General features: G+C 71.8%; 16 protein-coding genes and 1 riboswitch. Of the genes, 5 read left to right on the forward strand and 11 right to left on the reverse strand.

Annotated features, from left to right (window positions below; genetic code table 11):
- Positions 1 to 42 precede the first annotated feature (42 nt).
- The 3 genes from ACFVWU_RS22560 to ACFVWU_RS22570 form a co-directional block, all read right to left on the reverse strand.
- Entirely contained in the window at positions 43 to 1,221 is a 1,179-nt protein-coding gene (locus ACFVWU_RS22560) for an alpha/beta hydrolase family protein (RefSeq protein ID WP_387623757.1), read from the reverse strand.
- A 121-nt stretch (positions 1,222 to 1,342) separates the two neighbouring features.
- Positions 1,343 to 2,479, reverse strand: a complete 1,137-nt coding sequence (mnmA, locus tag ACFVWU_RS22565) for a tRNA 2-thiouridine(34) synthase MnmA (RefSeq protein WP_387623759.1) — start codon at positions 2,477 to 2,479, stop codon at positions 1,343 to 1,345.
- 51 nt (positions 2,480 to 2,530) lie between these two features.
- Positions 2,531 to 3,712, reverse strand: coding sequence for a cysteine desulfurase family protein (locus ACFVWU_RS22570; protein WP_387623762.1), 1,182 nt, complete (start codon positions 3,710 to 3,712; stop codon positions 2,531 to 2,533).
- A gap of 170 nt (positions 3,713 to 3,882) precedes the next feature.
- On the opposite strand from ACFVWU_RS22570, the gene ACFVWU_RS22575 reads away from it, so the two are divergent.
- Positions 3,883 to 4,650, forward strand: a complete 768-nt coding sequence (locus tag ACFVWU_RS22575) for an IclR family transcriptional regulator (protein WP_387623765.1) — start codon at positions 3,883 to 3,885, stop codon at positions 4,648 to 4,650.
- Here the strand turns inward: ACFVWU_RS22575 and ACFVWU_RS22580 are convergent.
- The 8 genes from ACFVWU_RS22580 to ACFVWU_RS22615 all read right to left on the reverse strand — a co-directional run bounded on the left by ACFVWU_RS22580 (position 4,556) and on the right by ACFVWU_RS22615 (position 13,701).
- A complete protein-coding gene (locus ACFVWU_RS22580) occupies positions 4,556 to 5,215 on the reverse strand; it encodes a trimeric intracellular cation channel family protein (protein WP_387623768.1) in 660 nt (219 codons plus the stop codon). The two genes, ACFVWU_RS22575 and ACFVWU_RS22580, sit on opposite strands and share 95 nt — an antisense overlap.
- A gap of 48 nt (positions 5,216 to 5,263) precedes the next feature.
- Positions 5,264 to 6,301 (reverse strand): ABC transporter ATP-binding protein, encoded by a 1,038-nt coding sequence (locus tag ACFVWU_RS22585; protein WP_387623771.1) that lies wholly within the window; start codon positions 6,299 to 6,301, stop codon positions 5,264 to 5,266.
- Positions 6,302 to 6,335: 34 nt separating this feature from the next.
- Positions 6,336 to 7,427: an ABC transporter ATP-binding protein gene (locus ACFVWU_RS22590; protein ID WP_387623774.1), complete on the reverse strand. Its 1,092-nt coding sequence runs from the start codon at positions 7,425 to 7,427 to the stop codon at positions 6,336 to 6,338.
- On the reverse strand, positions 7,424 to 8,434 hold the full coding sequence (locus tag ACFVWU_RS22595; RefSeq protein ID WP_387623776.1) for an ABC transporter permease: 1,011 nt from the start codon (positions 8,432 to 8,434) through the stop codon (positions 7,424 to 7,426). Before ACFVWU_RS22595 ends, ACFVWU_RS22590 begins: the two co-directional genes overlap by 4 nt.
- A 98-nt stretch (positions 8,435 to 8,532) precedes the next feature.
- On the reverse strand, positions 8,533 to 10,314 hold the full coding sequence (locus tag ACFVWU_RS22600; protein ID WP_387623779.1) for an ABC transporter substrate-binding protein: 1,782 nt from the start codon (positions 10,312 to 10,314) through the stop codon (positions 8,533 to 8,535).
- Between the two features lie 52 nt (positions 10,315 to 10,366).
- Positions 10,367 to 11,356 carry an ABC transporter permease gene (locus tag ACFVWU_RS22605; RefSeq protein WP_380612445.1) on the reverse strand — a complete coding sequence of 330 codons (990 nt, stop codon included), beginning with the start codon at positions 11,354 to 11,356 and terminating at the stop codon, positions 10,367 to 10,369.
- A 466-nt stretch (positions 11,357 to 11,822) separates the two neighbouring features.
- Positions 11,823 to 12,689 carry an enhanced serine sensitivity protein SseB C-terminal domain-containing protein gene (locus ACFVWU_RS22610; RefSeq protein ID WP_387623798.1) on the reverse strand — a complete coding sequence of 289 codons (867 nt, stop codon included), beginning with the start codon at positions 12,687 to 12,689 and terminating at the stop codon, positions 11,823 to 11,825.
- Positions 12,690 to 12,891: 202 nt separating this feature from the next.
- Entirely contained in the window at positions 12,892 to 13,701 is an 810-nt protein-coding gene (locus ACFVWU_RS22615; RefSeq protein WP_387623781.1) for an enhanced serine sensitivity protein SseB C-terminal domain-containing protein, read from the reverse strand.
- A 195-nt stretch (positions 13,702 to 13,896) separates the two neighbouring features.
- A riboswitch (glycine riboswitch) is annotated at positions 13,897 to 14,001 on the forward strand.
- Positions 14,002 to 14,230: 229 nt separating this feature from the next.
- Between ACFVWU_RS22615 and gcvT the strand changes: the two genes are divergently transcribed.
- The 4 genes from gcvT to ACFVWU_RS22635 all read left to right on the forward strand — a co-directional run bounded on the left by gcvT (position 14,231) and on the right by ACFVWU_RS22635 (position 18,766).
- The gene (gcvT, locus tag ACFVWU_RS22620) at positions 14,231 to 15,352 is read left to right on the forward strand and encodes a glycine cleavage system aminomethyltransferase GcvT (RefSeq protein WP_380612448.1); all 1,122 of its coding nucleotides are present in this window, start codon (positions 14,231 to 14,233) and stop codon (positions 15,350 to 15,352) included.
- 120 nt (positions 15,353 to 15,472) lie between these two features.
- Entirely contained in the window at positions 15,473 to 15,853 is a 381-nt protein-coding gene (gene gcvH, locus ACFVWU_RS22625; RefSeq protein WP_387623784.1) for a glycine cleavage system protein GcvH, read from the forward strand.
- 87 nt (positions 15,854 to 15,940) lie between these two features.
- Positions 15,941 to 17,221 (forward strand): serine hydroxymethyltransferase, encoded by a 1,281-nt coding sequence (glyA, locus tag ACFVWU_RS22630; RefSeq protein WP_387623786.1) that lies wholly within the window; start codon positions 15,941 to 15,943, stop codon positions 17,219 to 17,221.
- Positions 17,222 to 17,398: 177 nt separating this feature from the next.
- Positions 17,399 to 18,766 (forward strand): L-serine ammonia-lyase, encoded by a 1,368-nt coding sequence (locus tag ACFVWU_RS22635; protein ID WP_387623789.1) that lies wholly within the window; start codon positions 17,399 to 17,401, stop codon positions 18,764 to 18,766.
- The last annotated feature ends 234 nt before the right edge of the window (positions 18,767 to 19,000 follow it).

Raw genomic sequence — 19,000 nt, forward strand, 5'->3', positions numbered from 1 at the left:
CGGGCCCGGCCGTCCGCGCCGGACGGCCGGGCCCCGGGGCGATCACGGGTGCTGGAAGAGCACCTCCGGGTTCGCCGTCGACGGGCCGTCGAGCAGGGGCTGGTGTATGCCCCTCAGGGTCTGGTCGAAGAAGGCTCCGACGTACTCCCGGGTCAGCTGCATCCCGCGCGCCGGCGAGGTGGTCGTCCCCGGCGGGAGCGGCAGGCCGATCTCGGCGGCCAACACCTCGACGTCCGTGAAGCTGCCGTGGTTGGTGCCCGCGACCGCCAGCCAGGGCTTGTAGCCCTTCCAGCCGGCCCAGGCCTCGCCCCAGGACGTGTCCCCGCCGCCGACGGCGTGGTCGCTCTGCTTCCCGAGCAGGAGGAAGGAGCGCCCGTCGAGCCGGTCGGTCGGGAACCCCGGCCAGAACCCGCCGTCCATGTTCACCCCGGCCAGGATCCGCCGGTCGTCGGCCATCGCGTTCAGCGCGGACGCGCCGCCGACCGAGTGGCCGGCCATACCGATCCGGTCGCGGTCGATCAGGTGGGAGAGGCGCCAGGCCGGGTGCTGCCCGGTCAGCCGGTCCAGCACGAAGGACACGTCCTTCGCCCGGCTCTCGGGCAGCGCGTCCGGGGCGCCGGTGTCGCACAGGGCGCAGCCCGGGGTGCTGCCGTCGGCGAGCGTCTCGCCGGAGTCCTCGTAGGTGTGGCCGACCAGGGCCACCACGTAGCCGTGGCTGGCCAGGTCGGCCGCCAGGCCGGTCAGCGTGGCGCGGGGGTTCTCGAAGCCCGGGGAGAGGACCACCAGCGGGAACTTCCCGCCTGCGGCCTTGGCATCGGTGTAGGCGTGGGTCCTGGTGTCCACGAAGTCCTGCGGCTGGACTCCGGTACCCGGCGGGACCCGCGTCGCCACGAAGCCCTGTGCTTCACCGAGGGTCATGTACGGAGCGGGCTCGCCGGTGTCCTGCCGAGCCGGGTAGAACATCGACACCGCCAGCTGCCGCGGCCCGGCCGAGGGCACCCAGGGGTCGGTGCGGTCCTGGTCGGTCAGGTGCAGCACCTCCTCGCCGGCCGCGTACGGCCCGGTCGGGCGGGGCAGCTCGCCGTGGAGGGCGGCCGGGGCCGAGGCCATGGACACGGTGGCGGAGGGCAACGATGGCGAGGCCATGGCAGCCCCGGCGAGCGGGAGCGGAAGAGCGAGGACGAGGGCGGCGACGGCCGCGATACGGCGGGATCGAGTCATGCCCCCGACGTTAGGTTCGCGGCCCAACTCCCCGAATCAGCCCGGCGAATGCCCTCTCCGGCCCCGGTCATCCGCCCGATTCAGCGGCGTCATCCGGAGGGATGACGCCGCCGTAGCCCACTCAGGCGTTGACGGCCGGGCGCTCGGTGGTGGCGATGGTGGCGGAGCCGATGACGCGGGTGCCGTCGTACAGCACGACGGCCTGGCCGGGGGCGATGCCGCGCGCCGGGGTGTCCAGGCGGACGTGGAGCTCGCCGTCGACCATCGAGGCGGTGACCGGGACCTCTTCGCCGTGGGCGCGCAGCTGGGCGGTGTAGCGGCCCTCGACCAGCTGCTCGCTGCCGCACCAGCGGGGGCGGATGGCGGTCAGGGCGGTGACGTCGAGGCCCTCGACCGGGCCGACGGTGACGGTGTTGTTCACCGGGGAGATGTCCAGCACGTAGCGCGGCTTGCCGTCGGCCGCCGGGCGGCCGATCCGCAGGCCCTTGCGCTGACCGATGGTGAAACCGTAGGCGCCGTCGTGCTCGCCGAGCTTGGTGCCGTCGACGTCGAGGATGTCGCCGGTGGCGGTGCCGAGGTGCTTGGCCAGGAAGCCCTGGGTGTCGCCGTCGGCGATGAAGCAGATGTCGTGGCTGTCGGGCTTCTTGGCGACGGCCAGGCCCCGGCGCTCGGCCTCCTCGCGGATGGCTTCCTTGGTGGTGTCGCCGAGCGGGAAGAGCGAGTGGGCGAGCTGGTCGGCATCGAGCACGCCGAGGACGTAGGACTGGTCCTTGGCGGCATCGACGGCGCGGTGGAGCTCGCGCTCCCCGGACGGCAGGTCGACGATCCGGGCGTAGTGGCCGGTGCAGACCGCGTCAAAGCCCAGCGCGATCGCCTTGTCCAGCAGCGCGGCGAACTTGATCTTCTCGTTGCAGCGCAGGCAGGGGTTGGGGGTCCGCCCGGCCGCGTACTCGGCGACGAAGTCGTCGATCACGTCCTCGCGGAAGCGCTCGGCGAGGTCCCAGACGTAGAAGGGGATGCCGATCACGTCGGCCGCCCGCCAGGCGTCCCGGGAGTCCTCGATGGTGCAGCAGCCGCGCGCCCCGGTACGGAAGGACTGCGGGTTCGCGGACAGCGCCAGGTGGACGCCGGTCACCTCGTGCCCCGCTTCGACGGCGCGGGCGGCGGCGACGGCGGAGTCGACTCCGCCGGACATCGCCGCGAGCACACGCAGACGGCCGGTGGACGGAGTGGTCGGGGCACCCGGGAAGTCAGTCATGGTGCATACAAGAGTACGGGGCCGCGGAACATGCCCGGCCCCGTACCGGAGCTACCGCCGGACGGAGGCCAGACCCGCGTTGCGGGCGCGCTGGACGGCCGGGGCGATGGCCTCGACCAGCGCCGTGACGTCCTCGCGCACCGAGGTGTGCCCGAGCGAGAACCGCAGCGAGGCACGGGCGAGCAGCGGGTCCACGCCCATCGCCAGCAGCACGTGGCTGGGCTGCGGCACCCCCGCCGAGCAGGCCGAGCCGGTGGAGCACTCGATGCCCTGGGCATCCAGCAGCATCAGCAGCGCGTCGCCCTCGCAGCCGGGGAAGGAGAAGTGGGCGTTGGCGGGCAGTCGGCCCTCGGCGGCCGGGTCGCCGTTGAGCACCGCGTCCGGCACGGCGGCCAGCACCCCGGCCACCAGTTCGTCGCGCAGCGCGCCCAGGGTGACCGCGTGCTCGGCGCGGTGCTCGACGGCCCAGGCCGCGGCGGCCGAGAAGCCGGCGGCGGCGGGAGCGTCCAGGGTGCCGGAGCGCACGTCGCGCTCCTGCCCGCCGCCGTGCAGCAGCGGGACGGGCGCGGCGCCGCGGGAGAGCAGCAGCGCGCCGATGCCGAACGGGCCGCCGATCTTGTGCCCGGTGACGGTGAGCGCGGTGAGCCCCGACTCGGCGAAGGAGACCGGAACCTGACCGAGCGCCTGCACCGCGTCGGCGTGCACCGGGATGCCGTACTCGGCGGCCACGGCGGCCAGTTCGCGCACCGGCTGGACGGTGCCGACCTCGTTGTTGGCCCACATCACGGTGACCAGCGCGACCGAGGACGGGTCGCGCTCGATCGCCTCGCGCAGCGCCTCGGGGTGCACCCGGCCGTGCCCGTCCACCGGCAGGTAGTCGACCGACGCGCCCTCGTGCTCGGAGAGCCAGTGCACCGCGTCCAGCACCGCGTGGTGCTCGACCGGGCTGCACAGCACCCGGGTGCGGGCCGGATCGGCGTCCCGGCGGGCCCAGTACAGGCCCTTGACGGCCAGGTTGTCGGACTCGGTGCCGCCGCCGGTGAGCACGATCTCGCTCGGGCGGGCACCCAGCGAATCGGCGAGCGACTCGCGGGACTCCTCGACCACCCGGCGGGCCCGGCGGCCGGCCGCGTGCAGGGACGAGGCGTTGCCGACCACCCCCAGGTGCGCCGACATCGCGGCGATCGCCTCGGGCAGCATCGGCGTGGTCGCCGCATGGTCCAGGTATGGCATAACCATCCGATTGTAGAGGGCACCCCGGTGCCGTGATCCAGACCTGCGCACCGATCCGGCCATCGGGGCGCGGGCCGGCCGGACGGCGGTGTCCGGGACTGGTTTGTACCACTGCGCCGCCCAGCGGTTAGCCTGACGAACACTTCTCGAGCGAGTTCCAGGGGGGCGTCATGTCGCAGTCGGTCGACCGCGCGCTGACCCTGCTCGGCTCGCTCGGCGACGGACCGCTCTCGCTGGAGCAGGCCGCGAGCAGCCTCGGGGTGCACAAGTCCACCGCGCTGCGGCTGCTGCGCACCCTGGAGGAGCACGGCTTCGTCCGGCGCCAGCCCGACCGGCGCTACCGGGTCGGCGGCCGGGTGCTCTCGCTGGCCGACCGGGCGCTGGAGGACTTCGACGTCCGGCAGGTGGCCGCGCCCTACCTGGCCGCGCTCAACGCGCGCTGCGGCTACACCGTCCAACTGGCCGTGCTGCACGACGGCGAGGTGCTCTACCTGGACGAGGTGGCCGGGCCCTGGGCGGCGCGGCCGTCGCGGATCGGACGCCGGGCGCCGGTCACCGGGACGGCGGTCGGCCGGGTGCTGCTCGCCGGGCTGCCCGCGGACGGGCCGTGCGAGGAGACCGAGCTGGCGGCGGTGCGCCTGCGCGGCTGGGCGGCCGAGTCCTCCGAGCACCGGGAGCCGGTGACCTGCGTGGCCGCGCCGGTCGCGGGCAGCGGCGGACGGACGGTCGCGGCCTGCGCGCTGAGCGCCCCGGCCAGTCAGGTGCGGCCGGCCGAACTGGCCCGGATGGTGCCGGAGCTGCTCTGCACGGCCGAGGCGATCTCGCTCGCGTACGGCGGCTCGCCTACTCCTCGCTGGTGCGAGAACCGTTGCGGTGCCAGGCCCGCGGGGCGCGCCAGCCGTACTTCAGGGCGAGCATCCGCAGTCCGAAGGCGGTGAGCGCGGCGGCGGTGCCGGTGACGCCGGTGAGCCGGTTCGCGCCGATCAGCACGGCCACCAGGGCGGCGCCGACCAGGGCCGGGACGGCGTAGATCTCCCGGTCCCAGCGCAGCAGCGAGGGGATCTCCCCGGCCAGCACGTCGCGGATCACGCCGCCGCCGGCCGCGGTCACCATGCCGAGCGCGACGGCGGCGACCGCGCCCAGCCCGTAGTCGTGCGCCTTGGCGGTGCCGGTGACGCAGAACAGCCCGAGGCCGAGGGCGTCCAGGGTCTGCACCGCCCGGTTGATCCGCTCGACCTCGGGGTGCAGGAAGAACACCACCAGTGCGGCGGCCAGCGGGGTGAGGAAGTAGCCGAGGTTGGTGAAGGCGGCCACCGGGGTCGCGCCGATCACCAGGTCGCGCATCACCCCGCCGCCCAGGGCCGTGACCTCGGCCAGCACACAGATCCCGAAGATGTCCATGTTCTTGCGGACGGCGAGCAGCGCTCCGGAGAGCGCGAAGACGAAGATGCCGACGAGGTCCAGCGACTGCTGCACGTCGGAGGGGAAGATCTGCGAGGTCACCACACAACTATGACCTGTCCGGAATCCTCCCCTCCGCTGCGCCCGAGCTCAGCCCTCGTTCTCCGGGAAGTGACACGCCACCTGGTGCCCGGTCTTCAGTGCCGCCAGCGGCGGCTCCTGGGTGGCGCACACCTCCTGTGCCTTCCAGCAGCGCGTCCGGAACCGGCAGCCGCTGGGCGGGTTGATCGGCGAGGGAACGTCGCCCTTGAGCAGGATCCGCTCGCGCCCGGCCCGCTGGCGCCGGCGCGGGTCCGGCACCGGGACCGCCGACATCAGGGCGTTGGTGTACGGGTGCATCGGGCTGAGGTAGAGCGAGTCCCGGTCGGCGATCTCGACGATCTTGCCGAGGTACATCACCGCCACCCGGTCCGAGACGTGCCGGACCACCGAGAGGTCGTGCGCGATGATCAGGTAGGTCAGGCCCAGCTCCCGCTGGAGGTCGTCCAGCAGGTTGACCACCTGCGCCTGGATCGACACGTCCAGCGCGGAGACCGGCTCGTCCGCGACGATCATCTTCGGCTTGAGCGCGAGCGCCCGGGCGATGCCGATGCGCTGGCGCTGGCCGCCGGAGAACTCGTGCGGGTAGCGGTTGTAGTGCTCGGGGCTGAGCCCGCACAGCTCCAGCAGCTCCTGGACGGCCTTCTTGACCCCGCCCTCGGGCTGCACGCCCTGGAGCTTGAACGGCGCGCTGACGATGGTGCCGACGGTGTGCCGGGGATTCAGCGAGGAGTACGGGTCCTGGAAGATCATCTGGATGTCGCGGCGCATCGGCCGCATCGCGCCGACGCCCAGGTGGCTGATGTCGGCGCCCTCGAACTCGATCGTCCCGGCGGTGGGTTCGTCGAGCCTGGTGACCAGCCGGCCCATGGTCGACTTGCCGCAGCCGGACTCGCCGACGACGCCCAGCGTCTCACCGGCGTTGACCGTGAAGTCGATGCCGTCGACGGCCCGCACCGCGCCGGTCTGGCGCCGCAGCAGTCCGCCGCGGATCGGGAAGTGCCGGGTCAGGCCGGTCACCCTCAGCAGCGGCTCGCGGTCGGAGGCGGGCGCCGGGGCAGGGATCGTTGCCCCCTGAGTGTCCGTCATCGGTTCTCTCCAGAAAGGTGGTACGAGGCCGGGCTCACAGCCGGGGCGCGATCTCTTCGGCGAAGATGCGGTGCCGCTCGTCGGCCGGCAGGTGGCAGGCCGCGAAGTGGCCGGGCGCGGCCTCGGTCAGCACCGGGAGCTCGCTCGTGGAGCGCCCGCCGGTCAGGGCGGCGTACGGGCAGCGCGGGTGGAAGGCGCAGCCCGACGGCACGTTGATCAGGCTGGGCGGGGTGCCCTTGACCGGCACGAGGCGGTCCTGCAGCTCCCGGTCCAGGCGCGGCATCGATCCCAGCAGGCCCCAGGTGTAGGGGTGTTCGGGGGCGTCGAAGAGGGTCTCCGCGGGGCCGCGCTCGATGCACTTGCCGCCGTACATGACCAGGATGTCGTCGGCGAGCTCGGCGACCACCCCGAGGTCGTGGGTGATGATGATGACGGCGGAGCCGAACTCCTGCTGGAGGTCGCGGATGAGGTCCAGGATCTGCGCCTGGACGGTGACGTCCAGGGCGGTGGTGGGCTCGTCGGCGATCAGCAGCGAGGGGTCGTTGACCAGGGCCATGGCGATCATCGCGCGCTGGCGCATGCCGCCGGAGAACTGGTGCGGGTAGTCGTCCACCCGGCGGTCCGGCTGCGGGATGCCGACCCGGTCGAGCATCTCGACCGCACGGGCCCTGGCCTGCTTCTTGGAGGCCTGGGGGTGGTGCACCCGGTACGCCTCCATGATCTGCGCGCCGACCGTGTAGTACGGGTGCATCGCGGTCAGCGGATCCTGGAAGATCATCGCCAGTTCGCGGCCGCGCAGTTGGCGCACCCGGTCCGGTCCGGCCGCGATCAGCTCCTCGCCGCCCAGCCGGATCTCACCGCTGATCCTCGCCCGCTTGGAGCGGTGCAGGCCCATGATGCCCAGCGAGGTGACGGACTTCCCGGAGCCGGACTCGCCGACGATGCCCAGGGTGCGGCCCTTGTGCAGGTCGAAGCTGACCCCGTCCACCGAGCGGACCAGGCCGTCGTCGGTGTCGAAGTGGATCCGCAGGTCGCGGACGGACAGGAACGGGTCGCCCAGGGGCGTCGGCGCGGCGTCCGCCGGTGCGGAATCGGCGTCCGCCGGAGTCTTCTTGAGCTCGGTCACGAGAGCCTCACGCGGGGGTCGACGAGGGCGTACAGGAGGTCGACCACGAGGTTGCAGACGACGATGAAGAAGGCGGCCAGCAGGGTGACGCCGAGGATTTTGGGCAGGTCGTTGTCGGTGATCGCCTGGACGGCGAACTGGCCGATGCCGTTGAGCGAGAAGACCTGCTCGGTGATCAGCGCACCGCCGAGCAGCAGACCGAGGTCCATGCCGAAGATGGTGACGATCGGGGTGAGCGCGGAGCGCAGCCCGTGCTTGACGACCACCTTGCGCTCGACCAGGCCCTTGGCCCGGGCGGTGCGGATGTAGTCCTCGCTCATCGTCTCCAGCATCCCGGCGCGGGTGAGCCGGGCGTAGAGCGCGGAGTAGAGGAAGGCCAGCGAGATCCACGGCAGGATCAGGTTGCGGGCCCACATCAGCGGGTCGTCGGTGAAGTCGACGTAGTGCAGGTTGTCCAGGATCGGCCACTCGTAGCTGAACACCGTCAGCAGCAGGGCGCCGGTGAAGAAGACCGGCAGCGAGACGCCGGCCAGGGCGACGCCCATGGAGAGCCGGTCGAAGATCGACCGCGGCTTGAGGGCCGAGATCACGCCGGTGGTGATGCCGGAGACCAGCCAGAGCACCGACGCGCCGATGGCGAGCGAGATGGTGACCGGGATCCGGCTGGTCATCAGCGGCCAGACCTCGAGGTGGCTCTTGAAGGAGTAGCCGAAGCAGGGCACGTGGCAGGTGGCCGGTTCCGGCCCGAACTTGTACTCGGCGCCGGCGACCAGCGCCTTCAGGAAGTGCCAGTACTGGGTGTACAGGGGCTGGTCGAGACCGAGGTTCTGCTTGACCGCGGCGATCGCCGTGGGCCCCGGGTCCTTCCCGATGTACTGCGCGGCCAGCTGGTCGGTGGTCTCGCCGGCCAGGCGCGGGAGCAGGAAGAAGATCGCGAAGGTGACGGCGCTGACGACCAGCAGCAGCACCACGGCCGCGAAGATCCTGCGGATGATGTAGGCAAACACAGTTGGGCGGCTCCGGCGGCCCGCCGCCGTCCGGGGTCTTCCGGACGGCGACGGGCGCCGCTGCCTTCACCTGCCTTCAGGGATGCGGAGCCAGGCTCTTACTTGGTGGTGCCGATGTTCAGGTAGTCGTACTCACCCGAGAAGGCCGAGGTGGAGGCGACGTTGGTGGCGCTGTCCGGGCGGTACAGGAAGACCTTGAAGTCGGTCAGCGGGACGTAGGACGCGGACTCCATGACCTTCTTGTCGATGTCGCCGTAGATCTTCTCGCGGGCGGCCTTGTCGGGGTTGATCGCGGCGTCGTCGATCATCTTGTTGACGTCGGGGTCGTTCAGCTGGGCGAGGTTGCTGTTGCCGGAGGGCTTGATCGCCCGGCCGTCGACGATCTGCTGCAGGAAGCCGTAGCCGGTCGGCCAGTCAGCGCCCCACTGCATCATCATCAGACCGATGTTGTGGTCCTGGGTGAACTGCGGAGCACCGGCCGAGTCGGTCAGGTACTTGCCCTGCGGGTACTGCTGGATCTCGACGTTGATGCCGATCTTCTTCAGCTGCGCCTGGATGGCGGTGGCCGCGGCGACCTCGGTGGCGCGCTCGGTGCGGGCCGACAGCACGGTGCTGAAGCCGCCGTCCTTGCCGCAGGCCTTCAGGGAGTCCTTGGCCTTGGCCTCGTCGCCCTTGTTGTCCTTGGTCTCGTACAGGTTGAAGTCCTGGTGGCCCGGGATGTCCGGCGGGAGCACGGTGTTGGCCACCTGGCCGCGGATCGGGCCGCCGAGCGCGGTCTGCACCGAGACCTTGTCGATCGCGTACTGGACGGCCTTGCGGCAGTCGATGTTGTCGAACGGCGCGACCTTGGTGTTGATCGCCATGTAGACCAGGCGGCCGCCGTAGGCGTTGTCGGTCTTGGCCTTGAGCTTCGGGTCGCGCAGGATCTGCGCCTGGGTCTGCGGGTCGACGCCGCCGCCCACCAGGTCGACCTGGGCGTTGCCGGCCAGCAGGTCCTTGTCGATGGTGGCCTGGTCGATGTTCATCTTGAGCACGATCTTGTCCGGCAGCTGCTTCCGGATCGGGTCGGTGCCCTTGTCCCAGTTGGTGTTCGGCACCAGGACGGCCTGCTTGCCGTCCTCGTAGGACTCGAACTTGTAGGAGCCCGAGGACACGATGTGCTTCACGTAGTCGGCACCGGTGTCCTTGGCCTGCGGGACCGGCGCGGTCTGCGGGGCGCTGACCAGGTAGTCGAAGTCGGCGAAAGGGTGCTGGAGGTGGAAGACGATCGTGGTGTCGTCCGGCGTCTCGATCGACTTCAGGTCGCCGGTCTTGTCCTTGTACGGACCCTGGTACGGCGTGGGGTTGTCGACCAGCAGGTCGTGGAAGTACGTCGGACCGTTGGAGTTCACCTCGGGTGCGTAGTTCGAGCGCTCCACGGCGTACTTGACGTCCTTGGAGGTGATCGGGGTGCCGTCGTCGAACTTCAGGCCGGCGCGCAGCTTGTACGTCCAGGTCAGGCCGTCCGCGCTGGGCTGGCCCATCGACTCCGCGAGGTCCGGGACCAGCTTGTTGCCGTCCTGGCCCGGCGCCGGGTTGAAGGTGGTCAGCGAACGGGCGTACAGGCGCGCGAAGTTGTAGATGTACGCGTAGTAGGTGTTGCCCGGGTCGAGGGAGTCCGGGGTGCCCTTCATCTCGTAGGTGACCGTCCCGCCCTTCTTGTCCGAGGCGTTGACGATCTGCTTGGTTGCCGCGTCGGCGCCGCCGGCGCTCGCGTCGTTGGAGCCTGCCGAGGACGAGGAGCCGCTGTCGCCGCCCTTGGAGCTGGACGAACAGCCGGTGACGACCAGGACCGCGGCGGCGGCCGCGGCGGTCAGTGCGACGGTACGAGACCTACGCATGGGTGAGATCAACCCCTTGAGGATGTGGAGGAGGGAGTGTCCTGACGCAGTGTCAGTTGCTCTTGGGATCGAGGGCGTCACGCAGCCCGTCGCCGAGCAGGTTGAACGCGAGCACGGTGATGAAGATCGCCAGGCCGGGGACCACCATGTACTGGGGGTCGACCTGGTAGTAGTTCTTCGCGTCGGCGAGCATGCCGCCCCAGGAGGACTGCGGGGGCTGGATGCCGACGCCGAGGAAGCTCAGCCCGGCCTCGAAGAGGATGTTGGTCGGGATCAGCAGGGTCGAGTAGACCAGGATCGGGCCGGCCAGGTTGGGCAGCAGTTCCTTGAACAGGATGAACGGGCCGCGGGCGCCGAGGCTGCGGGCCGCGTGGACGAACTCCCGCTCGCGCAGCGACAGCGTCTGTCCGCGCACGATCCGGCCCATGTAGGGCCAGTTGAAGAAGCCGATCACGAAGATCAGCACCATGATGTGCAGCGGGAGGCCGTGCAGGCCGAACGCGCCGCCCTGGAGGGAGGCGGAGATCGCGATGGCGAAGAGCAGCAGCGGGAACGCCAGGAAGACGTCCATCAGCCGGCTGATCAGGGTGTCCACCCAGCCGCCGTAGTAGCCGGCCATCACGCCGAGCACACTGCCGATGGTGTTGGACAGGACGGTCGCGCCGAAGGCGACCAGCAGGGAGACCCAGGAGCCGTCGACCACGCGGGCGAGCAGGTCACGGCCCTGCAGGGGGTCGATGCCGAGCGGGTGGTCCGCGCTCATGCCGCCCCAGTCCCCGAGCGGCAGGCCGCCGAGGTTGGCGTCCAGCAGGTCCGGGTTCGGGTTGTCGGGGTCGAGCCCGAACAGGGACTCGATCGGCCCGGACAGCACGGCGAGCAGGATCAGCAGGATCACCACGATGCCGCCGGCGACGGCGGCCTTGTCCCGCTTGAAGCGGGTCCAGGCGATCCGACCGAGGGAGCGGCCCTCGATCGTCTTGGCCGGGCTCGCGGTGGCTGGTGCCTCCGGTTCGTTCCCGGCGGTGGTCACGGATGCGGTCATGGTCAGTTGGGTCCCCTCGCCGACGGTGGCCGGCCCACGGGTGCCGGGCGCCGGCTTCGGCGGTGCGGCTGCGGACGTGCGGAGGTGCTTAGGAGGAGCGGGTGTTCACGGCAGTGCTTCGTGCACAGGTACTGCCGCCACGCGGGATGGGCGTCGCGTGGTGGAGCGGTCGGCGTGCGCGCTCACCTTTGTGGGGTATCCAGTACGCGCGGTGCGTTGCGCAGAACTCTCTGCCATCCGAACAGGCTTGCGCCAGCCCTGCCAAGCGACAGATGCCCAACTGTGATCTGCGCGCATGCACCTCCCCGGTCATCGGCATATCCCTCTTCACACGGCCGTAACAGCCATGCCAGGATGTGCGGACTCCGACAGAGGGGTAATTCGTCCGGAAAGCACCGAAGCCGACCTGATGGGGAATCAAGTCGGCTTCGCGGTAAAGGTTTTAGCTGGAAACGGGTTTCGGCAATCAGCGGCCGGGGTAACCGGGCCACGACTGCGGGGCCTGCCGCCCCCAGCCCGGCGCGGGCGGCTGGGTGCCGTAGGCCCATCCCGGTGTCGGCTGCCCCGGCACCGGCTGGCCCGGCATCGACTGTCCCGGGTACGGCGGCGCCGCCGTCGGGTACGGGCCGACCGGCGGGCGACCCGCCTCCCGGTCGAAGAACGGCCGCGCGTTGGCGCGCATCCACAGCGCCACCGGGTCGTACTCGTCCGCCATCGCCACCGTGGACACCGCGAGCCCCTCCGGGGCCACCGCGATCGCCCGCTGCATCAGCGCCCGCACCGCCTCCACGGCCGGCGGCGAACTCTCGTACAGGTCCAGGCCGATCGCCAGGTACGGCTCCCCCACCGCCGGCTGCACCCAGGCCCGGCGCAGCGCCCGGACCGCGCGCACCTCACCGGCCTGCCGCTCCAGCAGCGCGAAGAACTGCTGGGCGTTCACCTGCGGCTCGCTCAGCTTCAACGGACCGGCCGGCAGCCGGTCCAGGCCCGCGGCGATCCGCCGCAGGTCCGCCCAGGGCACGCCGACCCCGCCGCCGGGGGCGTGCGGGTTGAGCCACAGGCCCCAGCGGGTGCGGTACAGCGAGGCGGCGATCTCCCGCCCGGAGATGACCTCGTGGGCCCGGGCCCAGCCGGAGGCCGTCAGCTGCTCGGGCGAGGTCACGGCCGGCGCGTAGCCGTGGCCGCTGATCTCCATGTTCCCGTACTGCGCGTCAGGACTGCCCGGCGTGCCGTGCCAGAGCAGCATCCAGACCTGGCCGTCGGCCAGCGCGTGCAGCAGCCGCTCGTACGCGTCGTAGCGCTCCGGCGCGACCTCGCGCAGGGCGTGCTCCATCGCGCCCGGATCCGCCGCCGGGCGCCCTGCCGGAGCCTGGCCCCAGGGCCCCGGCACACCGCCCGTTCCCGCTCCCGCACTCATGCGCCCACCTCGCCGCGCCTCTTTCCTCAACCCAGCCGACCCGTCGGCCGTCTGCACGCACCCTATGGCGCGGCACCGGCCACCGCCACGGCGACGTGCCTTTGATCCGAACCCCCGCTCACACCCGCGTGTAGAAAGGCAGTACCCGGGTGAGCAGCCACTCGACCACCGGGTCCTCGGCGAGGTCGAGCAGTACGAGGTGGACGCCACCCGGCAGCGGCGCGGTTCCCAGCGCCCGGCCGAGCGCCTCGTTCACCGCGCCCGGGTCGGCCGGGGCGGCCGGATCCAACTGGACGCCCACGAACATCACGGTCGGTTCGCCCTCGATGCTGGCCAGCGCCCGGCGCGCGGTCAACACCCCGGGCAGGGCCGACAGTTCGGCCCGGCAGGCGGCCAGGAAGTACTCCGGGTCCTCGCCCGGCACCGGCTCGCGCAGCGCCACCCGGCCGCCGGTCGGCGCCTCCGCAGCGTCCTCGGTGTGCTCCCAGCGGCGGCCATCACGTGGCCCGCGGCGCAGCTCCGCCACGCCCTGCGGCGGCACCGGGATGCCCACCGCGGCCTCGGGGTTGACCGCGATGCCCACGCCCAGCGGCAGTCCGCGGGCGAACTCCCAGGCCGGCGCGATCGCGAAGGCCATCCCCGGCGCCTGCTGCAGGAACACCTCCTGCGAGGAGAACACCGGCACGTACGGGGCCCCGGCCAGCTCGATGGTCGGCAGGTCCAGTGCCTGCCCGCCCGGGTCGCCCCCGGCCGGCAGCGGGATCCACACCTGACTGCGGGCCAGCACCTCGATCACCCGTGGCGTCGCGCCCGGGTCGCCGAGCGCGGCGGTCAGCACCTGCTCCAGCTCGTTGGCCGGCCACGCACCGCCGGGCGGCGCCACCTGCGGCCCGTCCCACCCCTGCTGCTGCTCCACCGGGTATCCCATGCGCGCCTGAACCGCCCTCTGCCGGTCGGCCGCCCACTGCTGTGCCGACGCGCAGATTCTAGAGCCCGGCTAGGGCACGGGTTCGGTCTCGGGCCGTGTGACCGGGTCCCCCCTCCCCTCGTACGCGTGGACGTGCCATGATGTGCGCGTCCGACGGCATGCGCCGCGGGCCCCTACAACTCCACACCGGCCGCTCGAACCCGCGCGGGAGAGCCCGGAGTGCCGCTCAGGCGGTACGGCCGGCGCCGAAGGAGCAAGTCCTCCCCGGAATCTCTCAGGCCCCCCTACCGCACGGGTTAGGCACATCTGGAAAGCGGCGCACGGCCCTGTCGCGCGCCCACCCACGGTGCAAGCCGCCATGCTGTCCTGGATGCTGGAAACAGCTGCGGACGGCCGCGGTGAAGCTCTCAGGTCCGACGACAGATGGGGAGACCCACGCCGCCGCATGCCCGCGCGCAGGGTCGGTCCCCGAGCGGGTCCGGTTCCGGCGCGTGCACCCCTGAGTGCCCCGACCGAGGAGTTCCTGGCCATGTCGTCCCTCCGCCTGACCGCGCTCGACGCGCTGCACCGCGCCCTCGGCGCGACCATGACCGACTTCGCCGGCTGGGACATGCCGCTGCGCTACGGCAGCGAGCGCGAGGAGCACCTCGCCGTCCGCACCAAGGCCGGCCTGTTCGACCTCTCGCACATGGGCGAGATCACCGTCACCGGCCCGCAGGCCGGCGAGATGCTGGACCACGCGCTGGTCGGCTTCGTCTCCGCGCTCGGCGTGCTGCGCGCCCGGTACACCATGATCTGCGCCGAGGACGGCGGCATCCTGGACGACCTGATCGTCTACCGCCTGCGCGAGGACGCCTTCCTGGTGGTCGCCAACGCCTCCAACGCCCAGCTGGTCCTGGACGAGCTGATCGCCCGCGCCAAGGGCTTCGACGCCGTCGTCACCGACGACCGCGACACCTACGCGCTGATCGCCGTCCAGGGGCCGGAGTCCACCGCGATCCTGGCCAAGACCACCGAGGCCGACCTGCCCGGCCTGAAGTACTACGCGATCCTCCCGGCCCGGGTGGCCGACCGCGACGTGCTGCTGGCCCGCACCGGCTACACCGGTGAGGACGGCTTCGAGATCTTCTGCCACCCGGGCGACGCCGAGCAGATCTGGCAGGCGCTGACCGCCGCCGGCGAGGGCCACGACCTGGTCCCGTGCGGCCTGTCCTGCCGCGACACCCTGCGCCTGGAGGCGGGCATGCCGCTGTACGGGCACGAGCTGTCCACCGACCTCACCCCGTTCGACGCCGGCCTGGGCCGGGTCGTCCGCTTCGACAAGACCACCAACGAGGGCGCCTTCATCGGCCGCAAGGCCCTGGAGCAGGCCGCCGCCGCGGCCGAGACCAACCCCCCGAAGGTGCTGGTCGGCCTGGTCTCCGAAGGCAAGCGGGTGCCGCGCGCCGAGTACACCGTGGTCTCCACCGAGGGCGCCCCGATCGGCCGGATCACCTCCGGCGCACCGTCCCCGACCCTGGGCAAGCCGATCGCGATGGCCTACGTCGACGCGGCCCACGCCGCCCCCGGCAGCACCGTCGCGGTGGACGTGCGCGGCAAGCACGAGCCGGTCCAGGTCGTGGCGCTGCCGTTCTACAAGCGCGCCCGCTGAGGCGGTCCGGCCGGGCCTCGTGGGCCCGGCCGGCCCCGTTCTTCCCATACCCGCACGTCGAAGCCGTCCGCGCGGCGGCCCGCTTCGTCGTACCCGCTTCCCATCCTGGAGAATGACGCCATGAGCAACCCCCAGCACCTGAAGTACACCAAGGAGCACGAGTGGCTGACGGCCGCCGAGGACGGTGTCTCCACGGTCGGCATCACCAAGCACGCCGCGGACGCGCTCGGTGACATCGTCTACGTGCAGCTGCCCGAGGTCGGTGACGAGGTGACCGCCGGCGAGACCTGCGGCGAGCTGGAGTCCACCAAGTCGGTCAGCGACCTGTACTCCCCGGTGACCGGCGAGGTCGTCGAGGTCAACCAGGACGTCCTGGACGACAACGCCCTCGTCAACAGCGCCCCCTTCGAGGGCGGCTGGCTGTTCAAGGTCCGGGTGGAGTCCACCGACGAGCTGCTCAGCGCCGACGAGTACGACGCGCTCACCCACGCCAAGGGCTGAGCCACCCGCCGGGACGGGCCGCAGCACGGCGGCCCGTCCCGCCCTCCACCGTCCCTACCGCTCTCCTCCTCCCGGGAAGACCACACCATGACGGTTCTCAACCAGTCCCTGCACGCCCTCGACCCGGAGATCGCCGCCGCGGTCGACGCCGAGCTGCACCGCCAGCAGACCACCCTGGAGATGATCGCCTCCGAGAACTTCGCCCCGGTGGCGGTCATGGAGGCCCAGGGCTCGGTGCTCACCAACAAGTACGCCGAGGGCTACCCCGGCCGCCGCTACTACGGCGGCTGCGAGCACGTCGACGTGGTCGAGCAGATCGCGATCGACCGCATCAAGGCGCTGTTCGGCGCCGAGCACGCCAACGTCCAGCCGCACTCCGGCGCGCAGGCCAACGCCGCCGCGATGTTCGCGCTGATCCAGCCGGGCGACACCATCCTGGGCCTGAGCCTGGCCCACGGCGGTCACCTGACCCACGGCATGAAGATCAACTTCTCCGGCAAGCTCTACAACGTGGCCGCGTACCACGTGGACGAGAAGACCGGCCAGGTCGACATGACCGAGGTCGAGCGCCTGGCCAAGGAGCACCAGCCGAAGCTGATCATCGCCGGCTGGTCCGCCTACCCGCGCCAGCTGGACTTCGCCGAGTTCCGCCGGATCGCCGACGAGGTCGGCGCCCTGCTCATGGTGGACATGGCGCACTTCGCCGGCCTGGTGGCCGCCGGGCTGCACCCGAACCCGGTGCCCTACGCGGACGTGGTCACCACCACCACCCACAAGACCCTGGGCGGCCCGCGCGGCGGCGTCATCCTGTCCAAGGCCGAGTTCGCCAAGAAGATCAACTCCGCGGTCTTCCCCGGCCAGCAGGGCGGTCCGCTGGAGCACGTGATCGCGGGCAAGGCCGTCGCCTTCAAGGTCGCCGCCTCGGAGGAGTTCAAGGAGCGCCAGCAGCGCACCCTGGAGGGCGCCCGCATCCTCGCCGAGCGCCTGCTGCAGGACGACGTCGCCGAGGCCGGCGCCAGCGTGCTGTCCGGCGGCACCGACGTCCACCTGGTCCTGGTCGACCTGCGCAACAGCCAGCTCGACGGCCAGCAGGCCGAGGACCGGCTGCACGAGGTCGGCATCACGGTCAACCGCAACGCCATCCCGAACGACCCGCGCCCGCCGATGGTCACCTCGGGCCTGCGCATCGGCACCCCGGCCCTGGCCACCCGCGGCTTCCAGGCCGAGGACTTCCGCGAGGTCGCCGACATCATCGCCGAGGCGCTCAAGCCCGCCTTCGACGAGACCGTCGCCGCCGCGCTCAAGGCCCGCGTCACCGCGCTGGCCGAGAAGTACCCGCTCTACCCGAACCTGGGCAACCAGGAGTAAGTGACCGGCCAGTAGGTGACCCGCCGGTAACTTACCAGCCGGTAGGGTGATCGGCCTCACCCCTGGAACGTACAGGGGACTCCGGGGCACCCCGCACACTGGACAGTGTGCGGGGTGCCCCGTTCCGTGCCCACCCCGACCGCAAGTCCTTCCACGAGACCAGACAAGGACGTCCCCGTGGCCATCAGCGTCTTCGACCTCTTCTCCATCGGCATCGGCCCGTCGAGCTCCCACACCGTCGGCCCGATGCGCGCCGCCCGGATGTTCGCCCGCCGCCTGCGGTCCGAAGGTCTGCTGACGCAGGTGACGTCCGTCCGGGCCGAGCTGTACGGCTCGCTGGGCGCCACCGGCCACGGCCACGGCACCCCGAAGGCCGTCCTGCTGGGCCTGGAGAACAACTCGCCCCGCACCGTCGACGTCGACCAGGCCGACAAGGACGTCGAGCGGATCACCGCCGAGAAGCGGATCAACCTGCTCGGCGAGCACGCCATCGACTTCGACCCCGACAGCCAGCTGATCCTGCACCGGCGCCGCTCGCTGCCGTACCACGCCAACGGCATGACCCTGTGGGCGTACGCGGCGGACGGCTCCACGCTGCTGGAGAAGACCTACTACTCGGTCGGCGGCGGCTTCGTCGTCGACGAGGACGCGATCGGCGCGGACCGGGTCAAGCCCGACGACACCGCGCTGCGCTACCCCTTCCGCACCGGCGAGGAGCTGCTGCGGCTCACCCGGGAGACCGGGCTGTCGATCTCCGGCCTGATGCTGGAGAACGAGAAGGCCTGGCGCAGCGAGGAGGAGATCCGCACCGGGCTGCTGGAGATCTGGTCCGTGATGCAGGAGTGCGTGCGGGCCGGCATGAGCCGCGAGGGGATCCTGCCGGGCGGGCTGAAGGTCCGCCGCCGGGCGGCCGCCGCGGCCCGGGCGCTGCGCGCCGAGGGGATCGGCCCGGCCAACGCGATGGAGTGGGTGACCCTCTACGCGATGGCGGTCAACGAGGAGAACGCCTCCGGGCGCCGGGTCGTCACCGCGCCGACCAACGGCGCGGCGGGGATCATCCCGGCCGTCCTGCACTACTACCTGAACTTCATCCCCGGCGCGGACGAGGACGGCATCGTCCGCTTCCTGCTCGCGGCCGGCGCCATCGGCATGCTCTTCAAGGAGAACGCCTCCATCTCCGGCGCCGAGGTCGGCTGCCAGGGCGAGGTCGGCTCCGCCTGCTCGATGGCCGCGGGCGGCCTCGCCGAGGTCCTCGGCGGCACCCCCGAGCAGGTCGAGAACGCCGCCGAGATCGGCATCGAGCACAACCTCGGCCTCACCTGCGACCCGGTCGGCGGCCTGGTCCAGATCCCCTGCATCGAGCGCAACGGCATGGCCTCGGTCAAGGCCGTCACCGCGGCCCGGATGGCGCTGCGCGGCGACGGGCGGCACCACGTCTCGCTGGACAAGGCGATCAAGACGATGAAGGAGACCGGCGCCGACATGAAGATCAAGTACAAGGAGACCTCGCGCGGCGGCCTCGCCGTCAACGTCATCGAGTGCTGATCACGGCGGTCTGAGCGGGCCCCCGGGCGGATTCCCCTCCGCCCGGGGGCCTTCGCGTTCAGCCGGCCCGGGCAGGTCAGGGCCGGGTGAGCCGCCCGGAGACGGTGGCGTCGCGGGCGCGGGGCACCCTCGTGCCGTCCCGACGCAGACCCGGTCGGGGGGGGGGCCGGGCCCCACCCCCGCGGCCCCCCCCCCGCGGGGCGGGCGGCGCGGGGGGGGGGGCCGCCGCACGCA

It is taken from the genome of Kitasatospora sp. NPDC058190 (assembly GCF_042883685.1).
In the GTDB taxonomy this organism is placed as follows: Bacteria; Actinomycetota; Actinomycetes; order Streptomycetales; family Streptomycetaceae; genus Kitasatospora.